At 74.3% G+C, this 14,084-nt stretch carries 14 protein-coding genes, 3 tRNA genes and 1 pseudogene; 5 read left to right on the top strand and 13 right to left on the bottom strand.

The window, feature by feature from the left end; translation table 11 throughout:
- A pseudogene (locus tag ACFHW0_RS27735) lies at window positions 1-229 on the top strand (hypothetical protein); the annotation flags it as partial.
- 13 nt (window positions 230-242) lie between these two features.
- Here ACFHW0_RS27735 and ACFHW0_RS27740 read toward each other — a convergent pair.
- The 3 genes from ACFHW0_RS27740 to ACFHW0_RS27750 form a co-directional block, all read right to left on the bottom strand.
- The gene (locus tag ACFHW0_RS27740) at window positions 243-1,010 is read right to left on the bottom strand and encodes a Stf0 family sulfotransferase (protein WP_416612288.1); all 768 of its coding nucleotides are present in this window, start codon (window positions 1,008-1,010) and stop codon (window positions 243-245) included.
- A 68-nt stretch (window positions 1,011-1,078) separates the two neighbouring features.
- Complete coding sequence (locus ACFHW0_RS27745) at window positions 1,079-1,588, bottom strand: hypothetical protein (protein ID WP_416612290.1); 510 nt, start codon at window positions 1,586-1,588, stop codon at window positions 1,079-1,081.
- A 144-nt stretch (window positions 1,589-1,732) separates the two neighbouring features.
- Window positions 1,733-2,167 (bottom strand): VOC family protein, encoded by a 435-nt coding sequence (locus tag ACFHW0_RS27750; RefSeq protein WP_416612292.1) that lies wholly within the window; start codon window positions 2,165-2,167, stop codon window positions 1,733-1,735.
- Window positions 2,168-2,260: 93 nt separating this feature from the next.
- Between ACFHW0_RS27750 and ACFHW0_RS27755 the strand changes: the two genes are divergently transcribed.
- On the top strand, window positions 2,261-2,599 hold the full coding sequence (locus ACFHW0_RS27755; RefSeq protein ID WP_416612294.1) for a hypothetical protein: 339 nt from the start codon (window positions 2,261-2,263) through the stop codon (window positions 2,597-2,599).
- Window positions 2,600-2,752: 153 nt separating this feature from the next.
- On the opposite strand, the gene ACFHW0_RS27760 is transcribed toward ACFHW0_RS27755, so the two are convergent.
- The 9 genes from ACFHW0_RS27760 to ACFHW0_RS27800 form a co-directional block, all read right to left on the bottom strand.
- On the bottom strand, window positions 2,753-3,331 hold the full coding sequence (locus ACFHW0_RS27760; RefSeq protein ID WP_416612296.1) for a DUF4303 domain-containing protein: 579 nt from the start codon (window positions 3,329-3,331) through the stop codon (window positions 2,753-2,755).
- A 98-nt stretch (window positions 3,332-3,429) separates the two neighbouring features.
- Window positions 3,430-3,503: transfer RNA gene (locus ACFHW0_RS27765), tRNA-Phe, on the bottom strand.
- 98 nt (window positions 3,504-3,601) lie between these two features.
- Window positions 3,602-3,678: transfer RNA gene (locus tag ACFHW0_RS27770), tRNA-Asp, on the bottom strand.
- 32 nt (window positions 3,679-3,710) lie between these two features.
- Window positions 3,711-3,783: transfer RNA gene (locus tag ACFHW0_RS27775), tRNA-Glu, on the bottom strand.
- Window positions 3,784-3,936: 153 nt separating this feature from the next.
- Window positions 3,937-4,731, bottom strand: a complete 795-nt coding sequence (locus ACFHW0_RS27780; protein WP_416612298.1) for a polysaccharide deacetylase family protein — start codon at window positions 4,729-4,731, stop codon at window positions 3,937-3,939.
- A gap of 76 nt (window positions 4,732-4,807) precedes the next feature.
- Complete coding sequence (locus tag ACFHW0_RS27785; RefSeq protein WP_416612299.1) at window positions 4,808-5,758, bottom strand: MerR family transcriptional regulator; 951 nt, start codon at window positions 5,756-5,758, stop codon at window positions 4,808-4,810.
- Window positions 5,748-6,368, bottom strand: coding sequence for an isopentenyl-diphosphate Delta-isomerase (idi, locus tag ACFHW0_RS27790; protein WP_416612302.1), 621 nt, complete (start codon window positions 6,366-6,368; stop codon window positions 5,748-5,750). Before idi ends, ACFHW0_RS27785 begins: the two co-directional genes overlap by 11 nt.
- Window positions 6,369-6,402: 34 nt before the next feature.
- On the bottom strand, window positions 6,403-7,911 hold the full coding sequence (crtI, locus tag ACFHW0_RS27795; protein ID WP_416612382.1) for a phytoene desaturase family protein: 1,509 nt from the start codon (window positions 7,909-7,911) through the stop codon (window positions 6,403-6,405).
- Complete coding sequence (locus ACFHW0_RS27800) at window positions 7,911-9,065, bottom strand: polyprenyl synthetase family protein (protein ID WP_416612304.1); 1,155 nt, start codon at window positions 9,063-9,065, stop codon at window positions 7,911-7,913. The genes crtI and ACFHW0_RS27800 overlap by 1 nt, the downstream gene beginning before the upstream one ends.
- A 65-nt stretch (window positions 9,066-9,130) precedes the next feature.
- Here ACFHW0_RS27800 and ACFHW0_RS27805 point away from each other — a divergent pair, with 65 nt between their 5' ends.
- Window positions 9,131-10,087 (top strand): phytoene/squalene synthase family protein, encoded by a 957-nt coding sequence (locus ACFHW0_RS27805; RefSeq protein ID WP_416612306.1) that lies wholly within the window; start codon window positions 9,131-9,133, stop codon window positions 10,085-10,087.
- Between the two features lie 57 nt (window positions 10,088-10,144).
- On the opposite strand, the gene ACFHW0_RS27810 is transcribed toward ACFHW0_RS27805, so the two are convergent.
- Entirely contained in the window at window positions 10,145-11,209 is a 1,065-nt protein-coding gene (locus ACFHW0_RS27810) for a serine hydrolase domain-containing protein (protein WP_416612308.1), read from the bottom strand.
- A gap of 92 nt (window positions 11,210-11,301) precedes the next feature.
- On the opposite strand from ACFHW0_RS27810, the gene ACFHW0_RS27815 reads away from it, so the two are divergent.
- Both ACFHW0_RS27815 and ACFHW0_RS27820 read left to right on the top strand, forming a co-directional pair.
- Window positions 11,302-12,759 (top strand): dihydrolipoyl dehydrogenase family protein, encoded by a 1,458-nt coding sequence (locus ACFHW0_RS27815; protein WP_416612310.1) that lies wholly within the window; start codon window positions 11,302-11,304, stop codon window positions 12,757-12,759.
- A 112-nt stretch (window positions 12,760-12,871) separates the two neighbouring features.
- Complete coding sequence (locus tag ACFHW0_RS27820; protein ID WP_416612313.1) at window positions 12,872-13,873, top strand: LacI family DNA-binding transcriptional regulator; 1,002 nt, start codon at window positions 12,872-12,874, stop codon at window positions 13,871-13,873.
- The last annotated feature ends 211 nt before the right edge of the window (window positions 13,874-14,084 follow it).

The following is a 14,084-nucleotide window of genomic DNA, read 5'->3' on the forward strand; positions in this document are numbered from 1 at the left end:
CGGGCCCGGCGGCGGGCCGGAGACCGGGCGGCGTGAGCCGTCGGGCGGCCCGGCCGAGGGCGGGCAGGGCGGGCAGCCCGAGAACCGTGGCGGCGGCGGTGGCGGTGGCGGCGCGCCGAGCGCGGCCCAGCTCGCCGAGCAGGCGGGGGAGACGCTGAGGCAGGCCGGCCGGAGCGTCTGGGAGGCGATCCAGGGCGGGGTGGCCCAGCACCGCCAGCAGCGGCGCTGACCCGGTCGACGGATCAGGCGTCGGCCACCTCTGCCCGATACCGTGCGATCCACTGCCGGTTGAGTTCGTCGGCCTGGCGTTGGTGACGCGCGACGACGGCGCAGCCGTCCTCGGGCACGTCGAGCCCCAGGAATTCGAGGACGCCGTACGTGGCGGCGACCATGTCCTCGGCCAGTTCCTCGTAGCGCACGACGTGCGGCTGGATCCCCCACGAGGCGAACCACGCCGCCCAGGCCGCGTTGTGCTCCCGGATCTCCTCGATGTAGTGCCTGATGCCGTTCGCGTCGAAGCGGGGCGTCTGCCCGTTGCCGGCGTCGCCGCTGATCTCCCCGCTGCCGCCGACGAACCACCTGCCGGTCTGCTCGGCGCGCAGCCGCGACACCGCCTGTGCCAGCACGTCGTCGCGTCGCAGGAAGACGAAGCCGGTGCGGCCGAACGCCCGGCCGAGGAGTGCGACGTCGTCGCCGTCGAGGTCGGGATGGACCGCCGCGAGCTTCGCGACGACCTCCTCGAGCGTTCCCCACATGAGCTTCGCGCCGAACACGCCGTTCTCGGTCCGGCCAGTGGCGAGCGCGGCCCGGACGAAGTCCGCGTAGGCGAAGCCGCCGTCCGCCGTACGGGGAAGCTGCCACCGGTCGGCCCACAGCGGCTCGTCCGGGGAGCGGAAGTAGGCCTGCGGGCGACCGGCGACACCGGTGGATTCCAGCAACCCGAGCAGGAGCGAGCTGCCGGTGCGCGGGGTGCCGCAGATGAAGTACGAGTCGACACGGTCCGTCGGCATGGCCCGCACACAACCGCAGCGGGGGCGCCCGCCGCAACCGAATTCGTCGGCCACGGCGGCCGGGACGGTCAGCCGAGGGCTCGCAGTGCGACCGTGACCACGACGAAGAGTGCGATGGTGGCGGCGGAGGCGATCCGTACCTGTCGTGACCGGGTGAAGAGGCCCACCACCAGCGCCGCCCCCAGGCCCAGCAACCAGTGACCGACCACGGGGTGCCGGTCGGGCTCGAAGCCGAGGTGGCCGAGGGCGGCACGCCCGTAGCCGACGAGTGCGGCACCGCCGACCCAGACGAGCAGGGTCCAGCCGCACCGGCGGCCGGGGCTCTCGGTCAGCCGCGATCCGTGGCGGGTGAGCGTGCCGAGCAGGTAGGTCACGGTCATCAGCACCGCCACGCCGGCGAGCAGCAAGGCGTGCACACTCACGACGAAGGCGAGCAGCACCCACGGGCCGCCGTTGGTCCCGCGCAGGAACAGGGCGGCCATCGCGCCGACCACCACCATCTGCCCCACCGCCAGGCGCCCCGAGTTCACCACCCGCGGTGCGGCCGGCGCCGACCGTGCGGTCGACTGCTCGGCCACGCTCCGTCCCCCTTCCCCGCCGTGCCGGCCCGCAGCAGGTGGAACCAGGGCGGGTCGGTGATCAGCCTGGCAGAGCCGAGCGGCCCACCGCTGCCCCGGATCCGTCCGTCGACGGAATTCGGGGCGGGCGGACGGCAGACGCCGTCATGCCGAGGTCGCGGCGACGCAGAACTCGTTGCCCTCCGGGTCGGCCATGACGACGTGGTGCCCGGTGAACTCCTCCAGGACGGTCCCGCCCGCCCGCACCAACCGCTCGGCCTCGGCTCTGATCCGCGCCCACCGCTCGTCGGGGGTGCCGTGGCCCGGCACCCGGACGTCGATGTGCAGTCGGTTCTTCGCCGTCTTCGGCTCGGGAACCCTGAGGATGGAGAGCGCGGGCCCGACGCCGTCGGGATCGCACAGCCACGCCACGTCGTCCACCGGGTCGTCCTCCGGCAGGTGGAAACTCGCGTGCCACTCCGCACGGGTCCGGAAGGGCGCGGGCGGCGGCTCGTCCACGTAACCCAGCGCCGTCTTCCAGAACTGGCCGAGGAGCTTCGCGTCCTCGCAGTCGAGGGTCAGGCTGATTCTGGCTGCCATGGCGGGACCGTACTGCGTACCCCCGACAGGCGCGGCCGTGTAGACGGAGCTGGGGCCGCTTGCGACCTTGACCCCCCTTGCATGATGGGCCGCATGAGCCTGAGTGATCCGGACCCGGTGTGGATCGCCGCGCGCCTCGTGGTCGTGCTCCTCAGCCTGGCCCTGATCGTTCTCGGCGTGCGTGTCGCCGTGTCACGACGGTTTCCCCCGGCGTGGGTACGGGTCGCCCGCCCGACGGCGAGCCAGCGGTCCCAACCCGTCCGCGTCGGCGGCGGCCAGGCGCTGCTCGGCGCGTGCCTGCTGGTCCAGCAGGCACCGTTTCTCGTTCCCATGCCCCTCCTGGCCGGGCGCACCCTGCTCGTGGTGGCGCTTCTCCTCGCCGTGACCGGGGCGGGATGGTTCGTCCTGCTCCGGCGCCAGGCACCGGCATGAACGGGGCGACACCGCCCACGAGCAACCCCGGACGGCGTTGAGGACCAGGCCGACGAGCAGCACCGCGGGCAGGTGCGGGTCGCGTGCGACCTCAGGCGTCGGCACTGTCGCCGGTCGGCATCGTCCGAGCGCGCCGCTACCTGCCGGCGGTCGTCAGCCCTCGCCCGTCTCGTCGAAGAAGTCGCGGGCGGAAGCGACGAGGTCGGGGTTCGGGTGGCCGGCGTTGAGGAGGTCGATGCTGCGTACCGTGAGGTGTGCGTTCCCGTCCGTGTCCGTCACGAACAGCACGGGGTGCCAGGCGGAGTTGACGACGGCGATGCCCGCCCGGACGCGGTGGTCGCCCAGGGCGGCCTCCAGCGTCGCGCGTGCCCGGACGCGCCATTCGCCGTACGCCTCGTCGTCGTCGCCGAGGGAGAGGTGGGTGTCGAACATGTCCCGGCTGATCTGCACCAACGACTCGACACCGTGCCCGGGGGTCCCGTGGTCGTCCGCAACGGCCCACTCGTCGGGCCACCAGCGGTAGCCGTCGGCGTACGCGTCGTCGGCCTTGACGAGCGCATCGAGGGCTTCTTCGGTGTGCGCCAGCAGGTTCACCGTGATGACGTCGCTGTCCGTGGTGAGCGCCACCGCGTACAACTCCTCCGATGCGCGTCGCTCGAGCATCGGGCGGATCGTCGCGCAGATGCTCGTGACGATCCGCTCGTGCAGTGCGGGCATGTCGACGGTGGGCACGGCGCTCCTTCCCGGGCCTCGCGGACCCACCCCGCACGCAGAAGCGCCGACCGGCGTTACCGCTGGTCGGCGCTTCAGTAGCCCGGCGAAAGGCTATGTGGCCAGGGGCGGGGTCGAACCGCCGACCTTCCGATTTTCAGTCGGACGCTCGTACCAACTGAGCTACCTGGCCGTGTTGCTCGGTTCATGCTACCCGCACGGCGGGTTCTCCGCCGGGAGGGTCACATGCCCCGATACGCAGAACGCCGCGCAGGGCGCGGCGTTCTGCGCTGGCGGTCCTGACGGGACTTGAACCCGCGACCTCCGCCTTGACAGGGCGGCGAGCACTCCAACTGCTCCACAGGACCTAGCTTTGTTGCCTCCGGCTGAAGCCGGACCGTGCCCCCAACGGGATTCGAACCCGTGCTACCGCCTTGAAAGGGCGGCGTCCTGGGCCGCTAGACGATGAGGGCGGCCCCGCCATCATTGCACACTCGCAACTTCAAGCGGACTTGCTCCCATCCGGCCCCGCCGGAGGCTTGGATAGCTTACGTGATGGTCGGTCCCTCGACCAAACCGGTATGGCCCTAGCCACAACGGCGTACAAAGCCGCAGGTCAGAGGGGTCTAGCGGAGCCGGGCGACGCCGTAGCGGCGCTTCAGGTCGGTGATCAGGTGGGGGCAGGCGGCCAGCGTGGCCGCCCGATTGCCGCCCCCGTCGTGCAGCAGCACGACCGAGCCGGGCCGGGCCGCGGCGCGTACCCGCTTGGCGATCGTCGCGGCGGTCGGCTTGCCCCAGTCCTGCGGGTCGACGTTCCAGTGCAGCGACCGCATGCCGAGCTGCCCGGCGACGGTCACCACCTCCCGCGTCCACCGGCCCCCCGGCTGCCGGTAGAACGGCACCTTGGCGCCCGGCACCGCCTTCCGGATCGCCGCGTTGGTGCGGACGAGGTCCCGCCGGATGTCGGCGACCGGCCGCCGGGCCAGGTCCAGGTCGTGGTTCCAGCTGTGGTTGCAGAGCTGGTGGCCCTCCCGCACGATCCGTCGGACCAGCTCGGGGTGACGTCGGGCCTGCGTACCCACCACGCAGAAGGTGGCGGTGACCCGGGCCGCCCGGAGGCGGTCGAGGACCTTCGGTGTCCAGGCCGGGTCGGGCCCGTCGTCGAAGGTCAACGCCACGGTCCGTACGCCGGTCGTGCGGCGCAACCCCGCCGGCAGCTTCGCCGGCAGCGGGCGGACCAGGGGCCGGGGCGGGGCGCTGCGGGTCGGTCGCGGGGTGGCCGACGGAGCCGGCTCGGCCGGCAGCGGGGCCGAGGCGACAGGCTCGGGGCCGGCGGCCCGCCGACCGGTCGCGGTGCCGTCGCCGCAGCCGCCGAGGAGGAGCAGGGCCAGCGCGGTGGCCAGCACGGCGCGTGCGCGCATCGTTCGCTCCCGGAGGGGTCGGGGTCGGCGGACCTCCCGACGCTAGTGGACGGCGTTCCGCCCCCGGCACCCCCGGTCAGTCCGTCGTCGCCTGGTCCAGGGAGTCGCGTAGGGCGAGCGCCAGCGAGACCGCCTCGGTGAGGTCGACCGGCCGCACCACCCCGGCGGGCAGCGAGTCCGCCAGCCAGCCCGGCCCGGCGGCGAGCACCAGCAGCGGCCGGCGGGGCGCGGCGAGCAGGGCGTTGAGCTGGGTGGGGTCGGCGGTGGCCCGGGTGTGCGACCAGATCACCACGGCGGCCGGCCCGGTCCGGTTGACGGCCTCGAGCAGCGCGGGCAGCGGCATCCGGGCGCCGAGCATCCGGTAGCCGACCCCGGCCTCGGCGAGCGCGGCGGCGAGCGCCTCCAGCGGCAGGGTGTGCTGCTCCTCGTCGGCGCAGGTGAGCACGATGCGCGGCGGGCCGGCGGGCGCGCCGGTCCGGGCGGCCACCGCGAACGCCTCCGAGACGCAGCGCGACATCAGGTGCTCGACCTCGACCAGGCCACCGGTGGCGGCGTGCCGCTCCCCGATGCCGGCGAGCACGGAGCGCAGCAGCCCGTCCCAGGTGGCGATCACGCCGTCCGCCTGGACGGCCCGGGCGATGGTCTCGCCGATCGCGACCGCGTCCAGCCGCATGGCGGCGCGGGCCAGCCCCCGGGCCGCCGGTCCGGCCCGGCCGACGGGGATCGTCGACCCGCCGCCGTCCCGGCCGGCGACGGCGCGCGCCCGTGGGCGTACGGCGGCGTCGGCGGGCACGGCGTCCGGCGCCCGGCGGGCCCAGCGGGCCGCCTCCGCCGGGGTGACCCCCTGGGCGGTGAGCCGTCGCATGATCTCCAGGCGCGCGAGGTCGGCCGGCGTGTAGCGCCGGTGGTGCCCGGGTACGTGCTCGCTGGGCCCAAGTCCGTAGCGCTGGTGCCAGGTGCGCAGGGTGGTGACGGCGACGCCCAGCCGTCGGGCGACGGCTCCCGCGCTCAGCGCCTCATCGGCCACCCGACCGCTCCGACGCGTCGTCCGCCGGCGGGCCGGGCGGGTTGGCGGCGGGACCCGGCGGTCCGCCGGCCGGCCCCGAGGGGGCCAGCAGCCGATTCACCACCCCGCCCAGCCACGGTGCGTACGCGCGGGGGTCGGTGTCGAGGTCGGCCGTCAGCGTGACGGGGTCCACCCAGCGCAGCTCGGTCACCTCGTCGGGGTCGGGCAACAGCGGGCTGCCCGGCCGGAACCGGCCCCGCAGGACGTGGTCGTACTCGAACTCCACCCGACCGGTGGCCGGGTCCTCGGCGTAGTAGACGTACACCCCGACCTCGGTCAGCTCGACCGGGTCGGCGCCGAGCTCCTCGTGCAGCCGGCGGTTGGCGGCGTCGACGAGGGACTCGCCCGGCGTCGGGTGGCCGCAGCACGAGTTGGCCCAGCGCAGCGGGAAGCGGGTCTTCACCGGTGCCCGCCGTTGCAGCAGCACCCGGCCGTCGGGGGCGACGAGCAGCACCGAGAAGGCGCGGTGGAGCTGCCCCGGGGGCTGGTGGGCGGCGGCCACGGTGGTCTCGCCCTGCGGCCGCCCGGCGTCGTCGACGAGCTCGACGAGGTGCTTCTCGCGGGTGGTCACGGCAGGTGTCTCCAGGGTTCGAGGGGAAGCGCCATCAGGCTTCCCCGGTGATGCGGCCGGCGGCGAGCTTGCCGGAGATGAGCACCATGGGCACGCCGACGCCGGGCTGGGTGCCCGAGCCGACGAAGACGACGTTCGACAGCGTCCGGTGCAGGTTCGACGGGCGGAACGGGCCGGTCTGGAAGAGGCTGTGGGCGGCGGCGAACGGGGTGCCGGCGGCCATCCCCTGCTCCGCCCACTCGGCCGGGGTCACGGCCCGCAACACCTCGACGCCGGCGCCGAAGCCGACGTAGCCGCGCTCCTCCAGGGTCCCGACGAGCTGGTCGGCGTAGCGCCGGGTGAGGTCGCCCCGCCAGTCGAACGGCGCCCGGTCGAGGTTGGGCACCGGGGCGAGCACGTAGTAGGTGTGCCGCCCGGCCGGGGCCACCGACGGGTCGGTCCGGCTCGGGTTGGTGACCAGCAGGGACGGGTCGCTCATCAGCTCGCCCCGCCGGATGACCTCATCGAAGGTGCCCTTCCAGGACCGTCCGAAGTGGATGTTGTGGTGGGCGATCTTCCCATACCCCTGGGTCGACCCGACGTGCAGGACCACGCAGGAAGGGGAGTAGGTGAGCCTGCGCGGGCGGCTCGGCGGCAGCAGGTCGCGGTAGGCGACCGGCAGGTCGGGATTGAGCACGACCACGTCGGCCGGGACCAGCTCGCCGTCGGCGGTCACCACGCCGGTGGCCCGGCCGTGGGCGGTCTCCACCCGGGTCACCGTGGTGTCGTAGCGGATCTCGACGCCGTGCTTCTCGGCGGCGCCGGCCATGCCGCGGGAGACCGCGTGGATGCCGCCGCGCGGGAAGTAGACCCCGGCCACCGAGTCGAGGTACGCGATGACCGCGTAGATGGCCAGCGCGTCGTGCGGCGCGAGGCCGGCGTACATCGCCTGGAAGGAGAAGATCCGCTGCGTGCGCGGGTCCCGGAAGAACTGGTCGATCTTCGTCTGAAGCCGCCGGAAGGCGCCGCCGGCCAGCAGCTTGACCAGGTTGCCGGTGAGCAGGTCGGTGGGCGCGTCCAGGTTGCGCTCGATGAAGTCGGCGCGTTCCCACTGCCAGAGCTTGCGGGCGTAGTCGACGAAGCGCAGGTAGCCGTCGGCCTCGCGCGGGCCGCAGACCCGGGCGATCTCGGCGGCCATCCGGGTGGTGTCCGTGATGACGTCGAGCGTCGACCCGTCCGGGTAGTACGCCCGGTAGGCCGGGTCGAGCGGGGTGAGGTCGAGCCAGTCGTCCAGCTCCTCGCCGACCGCGCCGAGCGCCTCGGCGATCAGGTCGGGCATGGTGAGCACGGTGGGCCCGGTGTCGAACTCGTAGCCGTCCACGCCGAGCCGGCCGGCCCGGCCGCCCGGCACCGGCTCGCGCTCCAGCACGGTCACCTGCCGACCGCTGCCCGCCAGGTGCAGCGCGCAGGCCAGCCCACCCAGCCCGGCGCCCACGACGACCACCCGGTCCGTACGCCCGTCGACGGTGCGCACGCGACCACCTCCTTGTCCGAAGTTGCCCATCATGCCCGCCGGTTGGTGGCGGCGGTCGCGAGGCCGGTGAGCGCGGTGCGCGCGGTCTCGTCGATCGACGCGGTGCCGAGCGCGGTCAGCGCCTCGGCGACCCGGTCGGAGATCATGCGTTCGACCCGGTCGACCGCGCCGGTGTCGGCGACCAGTTCGGCGAGGCGGGCGACCTCCGCGTCCCCCGCGTCGGCGCCGACCCCGTCCAGCGCGCGCCGCTGGGTCGGCGTGGCGAGCTGCCGGGCCAGCATGAGCAGCACGGTCGGCTTGCCGGTGCGCAGGTCGTCGCCGGCCGGTTTGCCGGTGGTCGCCGGGTCGCCGTAGACGCCGAGCAGGTCGTCGCAGAGCTGGAACGCCTCGCCGACGGCGAGCCCGTAGCGGGTGTACGCGGCGGTCAGCGGGGCGTCGCCGCCGACGCCGGCCAGGTAGGCGCCGAAGAGCAGCGGCCGCTGCACCGTGTAGCTCGCGGTCTTGTAGCGGGCGACCCGCAGCGCCCGGTCCACCGACCAGTTCGCCGCGTCGCTCTCGCCGAGCACGTCGAGGTACTGCCCGGCGATCGTCTCCACGCGCATCTGGTCGTAGCAGCGCCGGACGTCGAGCAGACGGGCCGGCGGCAGCGTCGCGCGGGCGAGGAGCCGGTCGGCCCAGACCATGCAGAGGTCGCCGATCAGCACCGCGACCGCCTCGCCGAACCGACGCGGGTCGCCCCGGTGGCCGGCGGCGGCGTGCCGGGTGGCCAGCGCCACGTGCGCGGTCGGCCGGCCACGGCGGGTGGCGGAGGCGTCCATCACGTCGTCCTGGACGAGGGCGAAGGTGTGCAGCAGCTCCAGGGCGGCGAACGCGGGCAGCACCGCCGGCAGCGGACCCGTGCCGCCGGGCGCGCCGCGCCACCCCCAGTAGGCGAACGTGGGACGGACGCGCTTGCCGCCGGCCAGCACGCAGTCGCGCGCCGTCGCGGCGAATCCGCCCATCGCCGCGTCGATCTCCCTCAGCGCGTCGACCTCGGTGGCCAGGAAGGTGGCGAGGGTGCCCTCCACCGCCGTGACCAGGTCCTTCGTGTACGCGGCCAGGACCGCCCGGACCGGGTCGTCCCCGTCTGTCGGGCCGGCGGGGGCCACGCGGAGGGAGTTACCCGCAACTGCGTCGTTGGCCATGTGACCGAGCGTACCCTAGGCTTACGAGTTGCGTCGATTCGTGCGTCGATTAACGAGGAGGGCCGGTGGACACCGATCTCACCGCGGCCTATGGCCGCTGCCGTGAGCTGCACAGACGGCACGGCCGCACCTACTATCTCGCCACCCGGCTGCTGCCCGCTTGGAAACGGCGGCATGTGCACGCCTTGTATGGATTCACCCGCTACGCGGACGAGATCGTCGACCGCACCGAGGAACTCCCCCCGGCCGAGCGCGCCGCCCGGCTCGACGACTGGGCCGGCCGCTTCGTCGCCGGACTGCACGGCGAACCGGTGGACGACCCGCTGCTCCCCGCCGTGCTGCACACGATCGCCGTCTTCGATCTCGACCGGGACGACTTCGCGTCGTTTCTCAAGAGCATGGCGATGGACCTGACGGTCACCTCGTACCGCACCTACGACCACCTGCTCGACTACATGGAGGGTTCGGCGGCGGTGATCGGCACCATGATGCTGCCGATCCTGGGCAGCTCCGACCCGGCGGCGGCCCGGGAGCCGGCCCGCCAGCTCGGCTTCGCCTTCCAGCTCACCAACTTCATCCGGGACGTGGCCGAGGACCTCGACCGGGGGCGGACCTACCTGCCCGACGACGACCTGGCCCTGTTCGGCGTCACCCGCGAGGACCTGGCCGAGGCGCGCGCCCGGGGACGCGCCACGGCGCGGATCCGGGACCTGATCGCGTACGAGGTGGCCCGCGCCCAGGCGCACTACGCCGCCGCGGCCCCCGGGATCACCCTGCTCGCGCCCGCCTCGCAGGCCTGCATGCGCACCGCGTACGCGCTGTACGGCGGGATCCTGGACGAGGTGGCCGCGCGGGACTACGACGTCTTCGTCGACCGGGCGCTGGTGCCGCAGCGCCGCCGGCTGGCGGTGGCCGCCCGCGCCCTGCTCACCCCCGTCGGCGCGCCGGTGGTGATCCCCGGGCCGGCCCTGGTGCCCGGCCCCGCCGACCCTGTCCGCCCCGTGACGGGCTCTTGCCGCTGACCGTCCGTCCCGCCCCGTGACGGGCTCCCGCCGCCGGCCGTCCAGGCCGCCGTGCGGTCAGAGGCAGCAGTGCAGGGCGTCCGTCAGGGCGTCGACCCGGTCGTGGTCGGCCAGGTGGGACGTGACGTAGGCGAAGGTGTAGCCGCGCCCGGGATCGGCCCAGGCGGAGCTGCCGCCGATCCCGCCCATGCCCCAGCTGCCGTCCTCCTCCCACTGCATGCCGAGGGTCCAGCGGGTCCGCCGGCCGAGCAGCAGGTCGTCGCCGTCGTACTGGACCCGGGTCGCCTCGGCCACCAGTTCCCGGCTGAACAGCCGTACGCCGTCGAGGACGCCGCCGGCGAGCAGTCCCGCGTAGAGGCGGGCCAGGGCGCCCGCGGTCGAGTGCAGGTTGACGGCCGGCACCTCGGCGCCGCGCCAGAGCGGGCTGTTCACCACCGACAGGTCCCGCCCGCCGGGCGGGTTGTCCAACGCCCGCGCCCAGAGCGAACCCGGCTCGCCCGCCACCCGGTCCGGCCACCCTGGATCGCCGTAGCGCAGGTCGGCGCAGCGCCGCTGGTCCGCCGCGCCGAGGCCGAAGCCGAGGTCCAGCCGCCACGGCCGGGCGATCTCCTCGGCCAGGAAGCGGCCCACCGGCCGCCCGTCGACCCGCCGCACCAGCTCGCCCACCAGGTGCCCGTACGTCCAGGCGTGCTCGCCCGCGACGGACCCCGGCGGCCACTCGGGCTCGGCGGCGGCGAGGTCGGCGCAGAGCAGGTCCCAGTCGGCGACGGCGGCGGCCGGCCGGGGCACCGGGAAGGCCGGCAGCCCGGCGGTGTGCGTCAACACCTGGCGGACGGTGGCCGGGGCGCGGAAGCCGGACCAGTGGTCGGCGACGGGGTCGTCCAGGTCGAGCCGGCCCCGGTCGACCAGCGCCAGCAGGCAGAGGGCGGCGACCGGCTTGGCGACGGAGTAGACGTTCACCAGCGTGTCCGGCAGCCACGGCCGCCCCGGTGACCGCTCGCCGCCGACGACGTCGACCACCGGCTCGCCGTCGTACCAGATCGCCAGGCCGGCGCCGGTCTCCCGGCCCTCGGCGAGCAGTTCGGTGAAGCAGTCGTGGACGGCGGAGAAGCGGGTGCGCATCCGGCCACGGTAGGAGGCCGGGACGTCCGTGGGCAGCGGATTTCCGGTGCGACCTGCTGGCCGGTCGCCGGGCGGTGCGCGATGCTGGCGGGATGGCGGATCCGGAACTGGTGGACGTGGTCGTGATCGGGCTCGGGGTCGGCGGCGAGGAGGTGGCCGGGCGGCTCGCCGAGGCGGGGTTGACCGTCGTCGGCGTCGAGCGTGACCTGGTCGGCGGGGAGTGCCCGTACTGGGGGTGCGTGCCGAGCAAGATGATGATCCGCGCGGCCAACGCGATCGCCGAGGCCCGCCGCGTGGACGGGCTCGGGGGCACCGCCGAGGTCCGGCCCGACTGGGCGCCGGTGGCGAAGCGGATCCGCGAGGAGGCCACCGACACCTGGGACGACACGGTCGCGGTGCGGCGGTTCACCGGCAAGGGCGGGCGGTTCGTCCGGGGCAGCGCGCGGCTCGACGGCCCCGGCCGGGTCCGGGTCGGCGAGCGGGTCTTCCAGGCCCGGCACGGGATCGTGCTGGGCACCGGCACCAGACCGTCCGTGCCACCGGTCGACGGGCTGGCCGACACGCCGTACTGGACCAACCGGCAGGCGATCGAGGTCGAGGAGCTGCCGGAGTCGCTGCTGGTGCTGGGCGGCGGGGCGATCGGGCTGGAGCTGGCGCAGGTCTTCGCCCGGTTCGGGGTCCGGGTCACCGTGGTCGAGGCCCTGGGCCGGGTGCTCGCCGTCGAGGAGCCCGAGGCGTCCGAGGTGGCCGCCGCCGCGCTGCGCGCCGACGGGGTGGAGATCCACACCGGGGTGCGGGCGGAGCGGGTGGGCCACGACGGGCGCGGCTTCCACCTGCACGCCGCCGGTGGGGCGGAGTTCACCGCCGAGCGGCTGCTGGTGGTGACCGGTCGCCGGGCCCACCTGGCCGAGCTGGGCCTGGACACCGTCGAGGTGGACGCCGGCCGGCGCTACCTCACCGTGGACGACCGGCTGCACGTCACCGAGGGGATCTGGGCGGTCGGCGACGTCACCGGCGAGGGGGCGTTCACGCACGTCGCGATGTACCAGGCGGGGATCGTCGTCGCCGACCTGCTCGCCCGCGCCCGGCGCGCCGACGGCGGGCCCGATCCCAGCGGCACCGCGAACGCGACGGGTGGCGCGTCGGGTACCACCGGCGTGGGCGGCTCCGCCGGTGCGGTGCCGCGCGCCGACTACCGGGCGCTGCCCCGGGTGACCTTCACCGACCCCGAGGTCGGCGCGGTCGGCCTCACCGAGTCGCAGGCCCGCGAGCGGGGCGTCAACGTGCAGGTCGGCCTCGCCCGGTTGCCGTCGTCGGCCCGGGGCTGGATCCACAAGGCCGGCAACGAGGGCTTCGTCAAGCTGGTCGCGGACGCCGACCAGGGCGTGCTGATCGGCGCGACCTCGGTGGGGCCGGCCGGTGGCGAGGTGCTCTCCGGTCTGGCGGTGGCGGTGCACGCGGCCGTGCCGATCGCCCGCCTCCGGCAGATGATCTACGCGTACCCGACCTTTCACCGGGCGGTCGAGGAGGCGTTGCGGGACATGTCCTGACGACCGGGCCGCACATCGGATGCCGGATGCCGGGCAGCACGCGGCAGCGCTACGCAACCGCCCGGCAGATGGCTGCTCATTTCTTTCACCGAGGTGACGTACGATTGCGGCCGTGACGAAACGGTTGACCGAAGTTGCCAAGAAGGCGGGCGTCAGCGAGGCCACCGTCAGCCGGGTGCTCAACGGTCGGGACGGGGTCTCCGAGGCCACCCGGACGGCCGTGCTGACCGCGCTGGACGTGCTCGGCTACGAGCGGCCGACCAAGCTGCGCGGCGAGCGTGCCCGGCTGGTCGGGCTGGTGCTGCCCGAGTTGCAGAACCCGATCTTCCCGGCGCTCGCCGAGGTGGTCACCGGGTCCCTCGCCCAGCGCGGCTTCACCCCGGCGCTCTGCGCCCGCACCATCGGCGGCGTCTCCGAGATGGACTACGTGGAGATGCTCCTCGACCACCAGGTCTCCGGGGTGATCTTCGCCGGTGGCTCGTACGCGCTCGCCGACGCGCGGCACGACCACTACCGCCGGCTGACCGACCGGGGCCTGCCGGTGGTGCTGGTCAACGCGGGTGTGGACGAGCTGGGCTTCCCCCGGGTCTCCACGGACGACGCGGTGGCGGTGGAGCAGGCGTACGGGCACCTGCGCTCGCTCGGGCACGACCGGATCGGGATGGTGCTCGGCCCGGAGGGGCACGTACCGTCCCGGCGCAAGCTGGACGCGATGGCCCAGGCGGCGGGCTGGGGTGACGACACGGCGTACGTCGAACGCTCCAGCTTCTCGATGGAAGGGGCGCGGGTCGCCGCGACCAAGCTGGTCGAGCGCGGCGTGACCGGCATCATCTGCGCCAGCGACGTGCTGGCCCTGGGCGCCATCCGGGCCGCCCGGCGGCTGGGTCGTGCGGTGCCGGCCGACGTGTCGGTGGTGGGCTTCGACGACTCCGCGTTCATGACCTGCACCGACCCGCCGTTGACCACCGTGCGGCAGCCGATCGAGACGATGGGGCAGGCCGCGGTGGACCTGCTGGTGACCCAGATCGAGGGTGCCGGCGTGCTGCACGACGAGCTGCTGTTCGAGCCCGAGCTGGTCGTACGCGGCTCCACCGCGCCCGCCCCCGGTCGCTGACCCCGGGGGGACCGCCCCGCCCTCCTGAGACGACGGAACGGCCGTCGACCGCTGCCCGCGGTCGGCGGCCGTTCCGTCTTTGCCGGTGACCGCGGCAGGCATCAATCGGGCCCAAAGGTGCAACTCGGTCGCCTTCCAAGATCCTGTCAAAATCTGTCGGAGCGAAGTCTCGTCTTTTCAGTCGAGGATCGATACCTTGCTGGGACAAGTT

Origin of the sequence: Micromonospora sp. LOL_025 (genome assembly GCF_048060285.1) — a bacterium.
Lineage (GTDB): Bacteria > Actinomycetota > Actinomycetes > Mycobacteriales > Micromonosporaceae > Micromonospora.

Bases quoted from the DNA above. Each gene is read 5' to 3' on its own strand.
- crtI (WP_416612382.1), bottom strand. From the start codon at position 7,911: ATGGGCAACTTCGGACAAGGAGGTGGTCGCGTGCGCACCGTCGACGGG.
- ACFHW0_RS27810 (WP_416612308.1), bottom strand. From the start codon at position 11,209: ATGCGCACCCGCTTCTCCGCCGTCCACGACTGCTTCACCGAACTGCTC.
- ACFHW0_RS27750 (WP_416612292.1), bottom strand. From the start codon at position 2,167: ATGGCAGCCAGAATCAGCCTGACCCTCGACTGCGAGGACGCGAAGCTC.
- ACFHW0_RS27800 (WP_416612304.1), bottom strand. From the start codon at position 9,065: ATGGCCAACGACGCAGTTGCGGGTAACTCCCTCCGCGTGGCCCCCGCC.
- ACFHW0_RS27815 (WP_416612310.1), top strand. From the start codon at position 11,302: ATGGCGGATCCGGAACTGGTGGACGTGGTCGTGATCGGGCTCGGGGTC.
- ACFHW0_RS27755 (WP_416612294.1), top strand. From the start codon at position 2,261: ATGAGCCTGAGTGATCCGGACCCGGTGTGGATCGCCGCGCGCCTCGTG.
- ACFHW0_RS27780 (WP_416612298.1), bottom strand. From the start codon at position 4,731: ATGCGCGCACGCGCCGTGCTGGCCACCGCGCTGGCCCTGCTCCTCCTC.
- ACFHW0_RS27740 (WP_416612288.1), bottom strand. From the start codon at position 1,010: ATGCCGACGGACCGTGTCGACTCGTACTTCATCTGCGGCACCCCGCGC.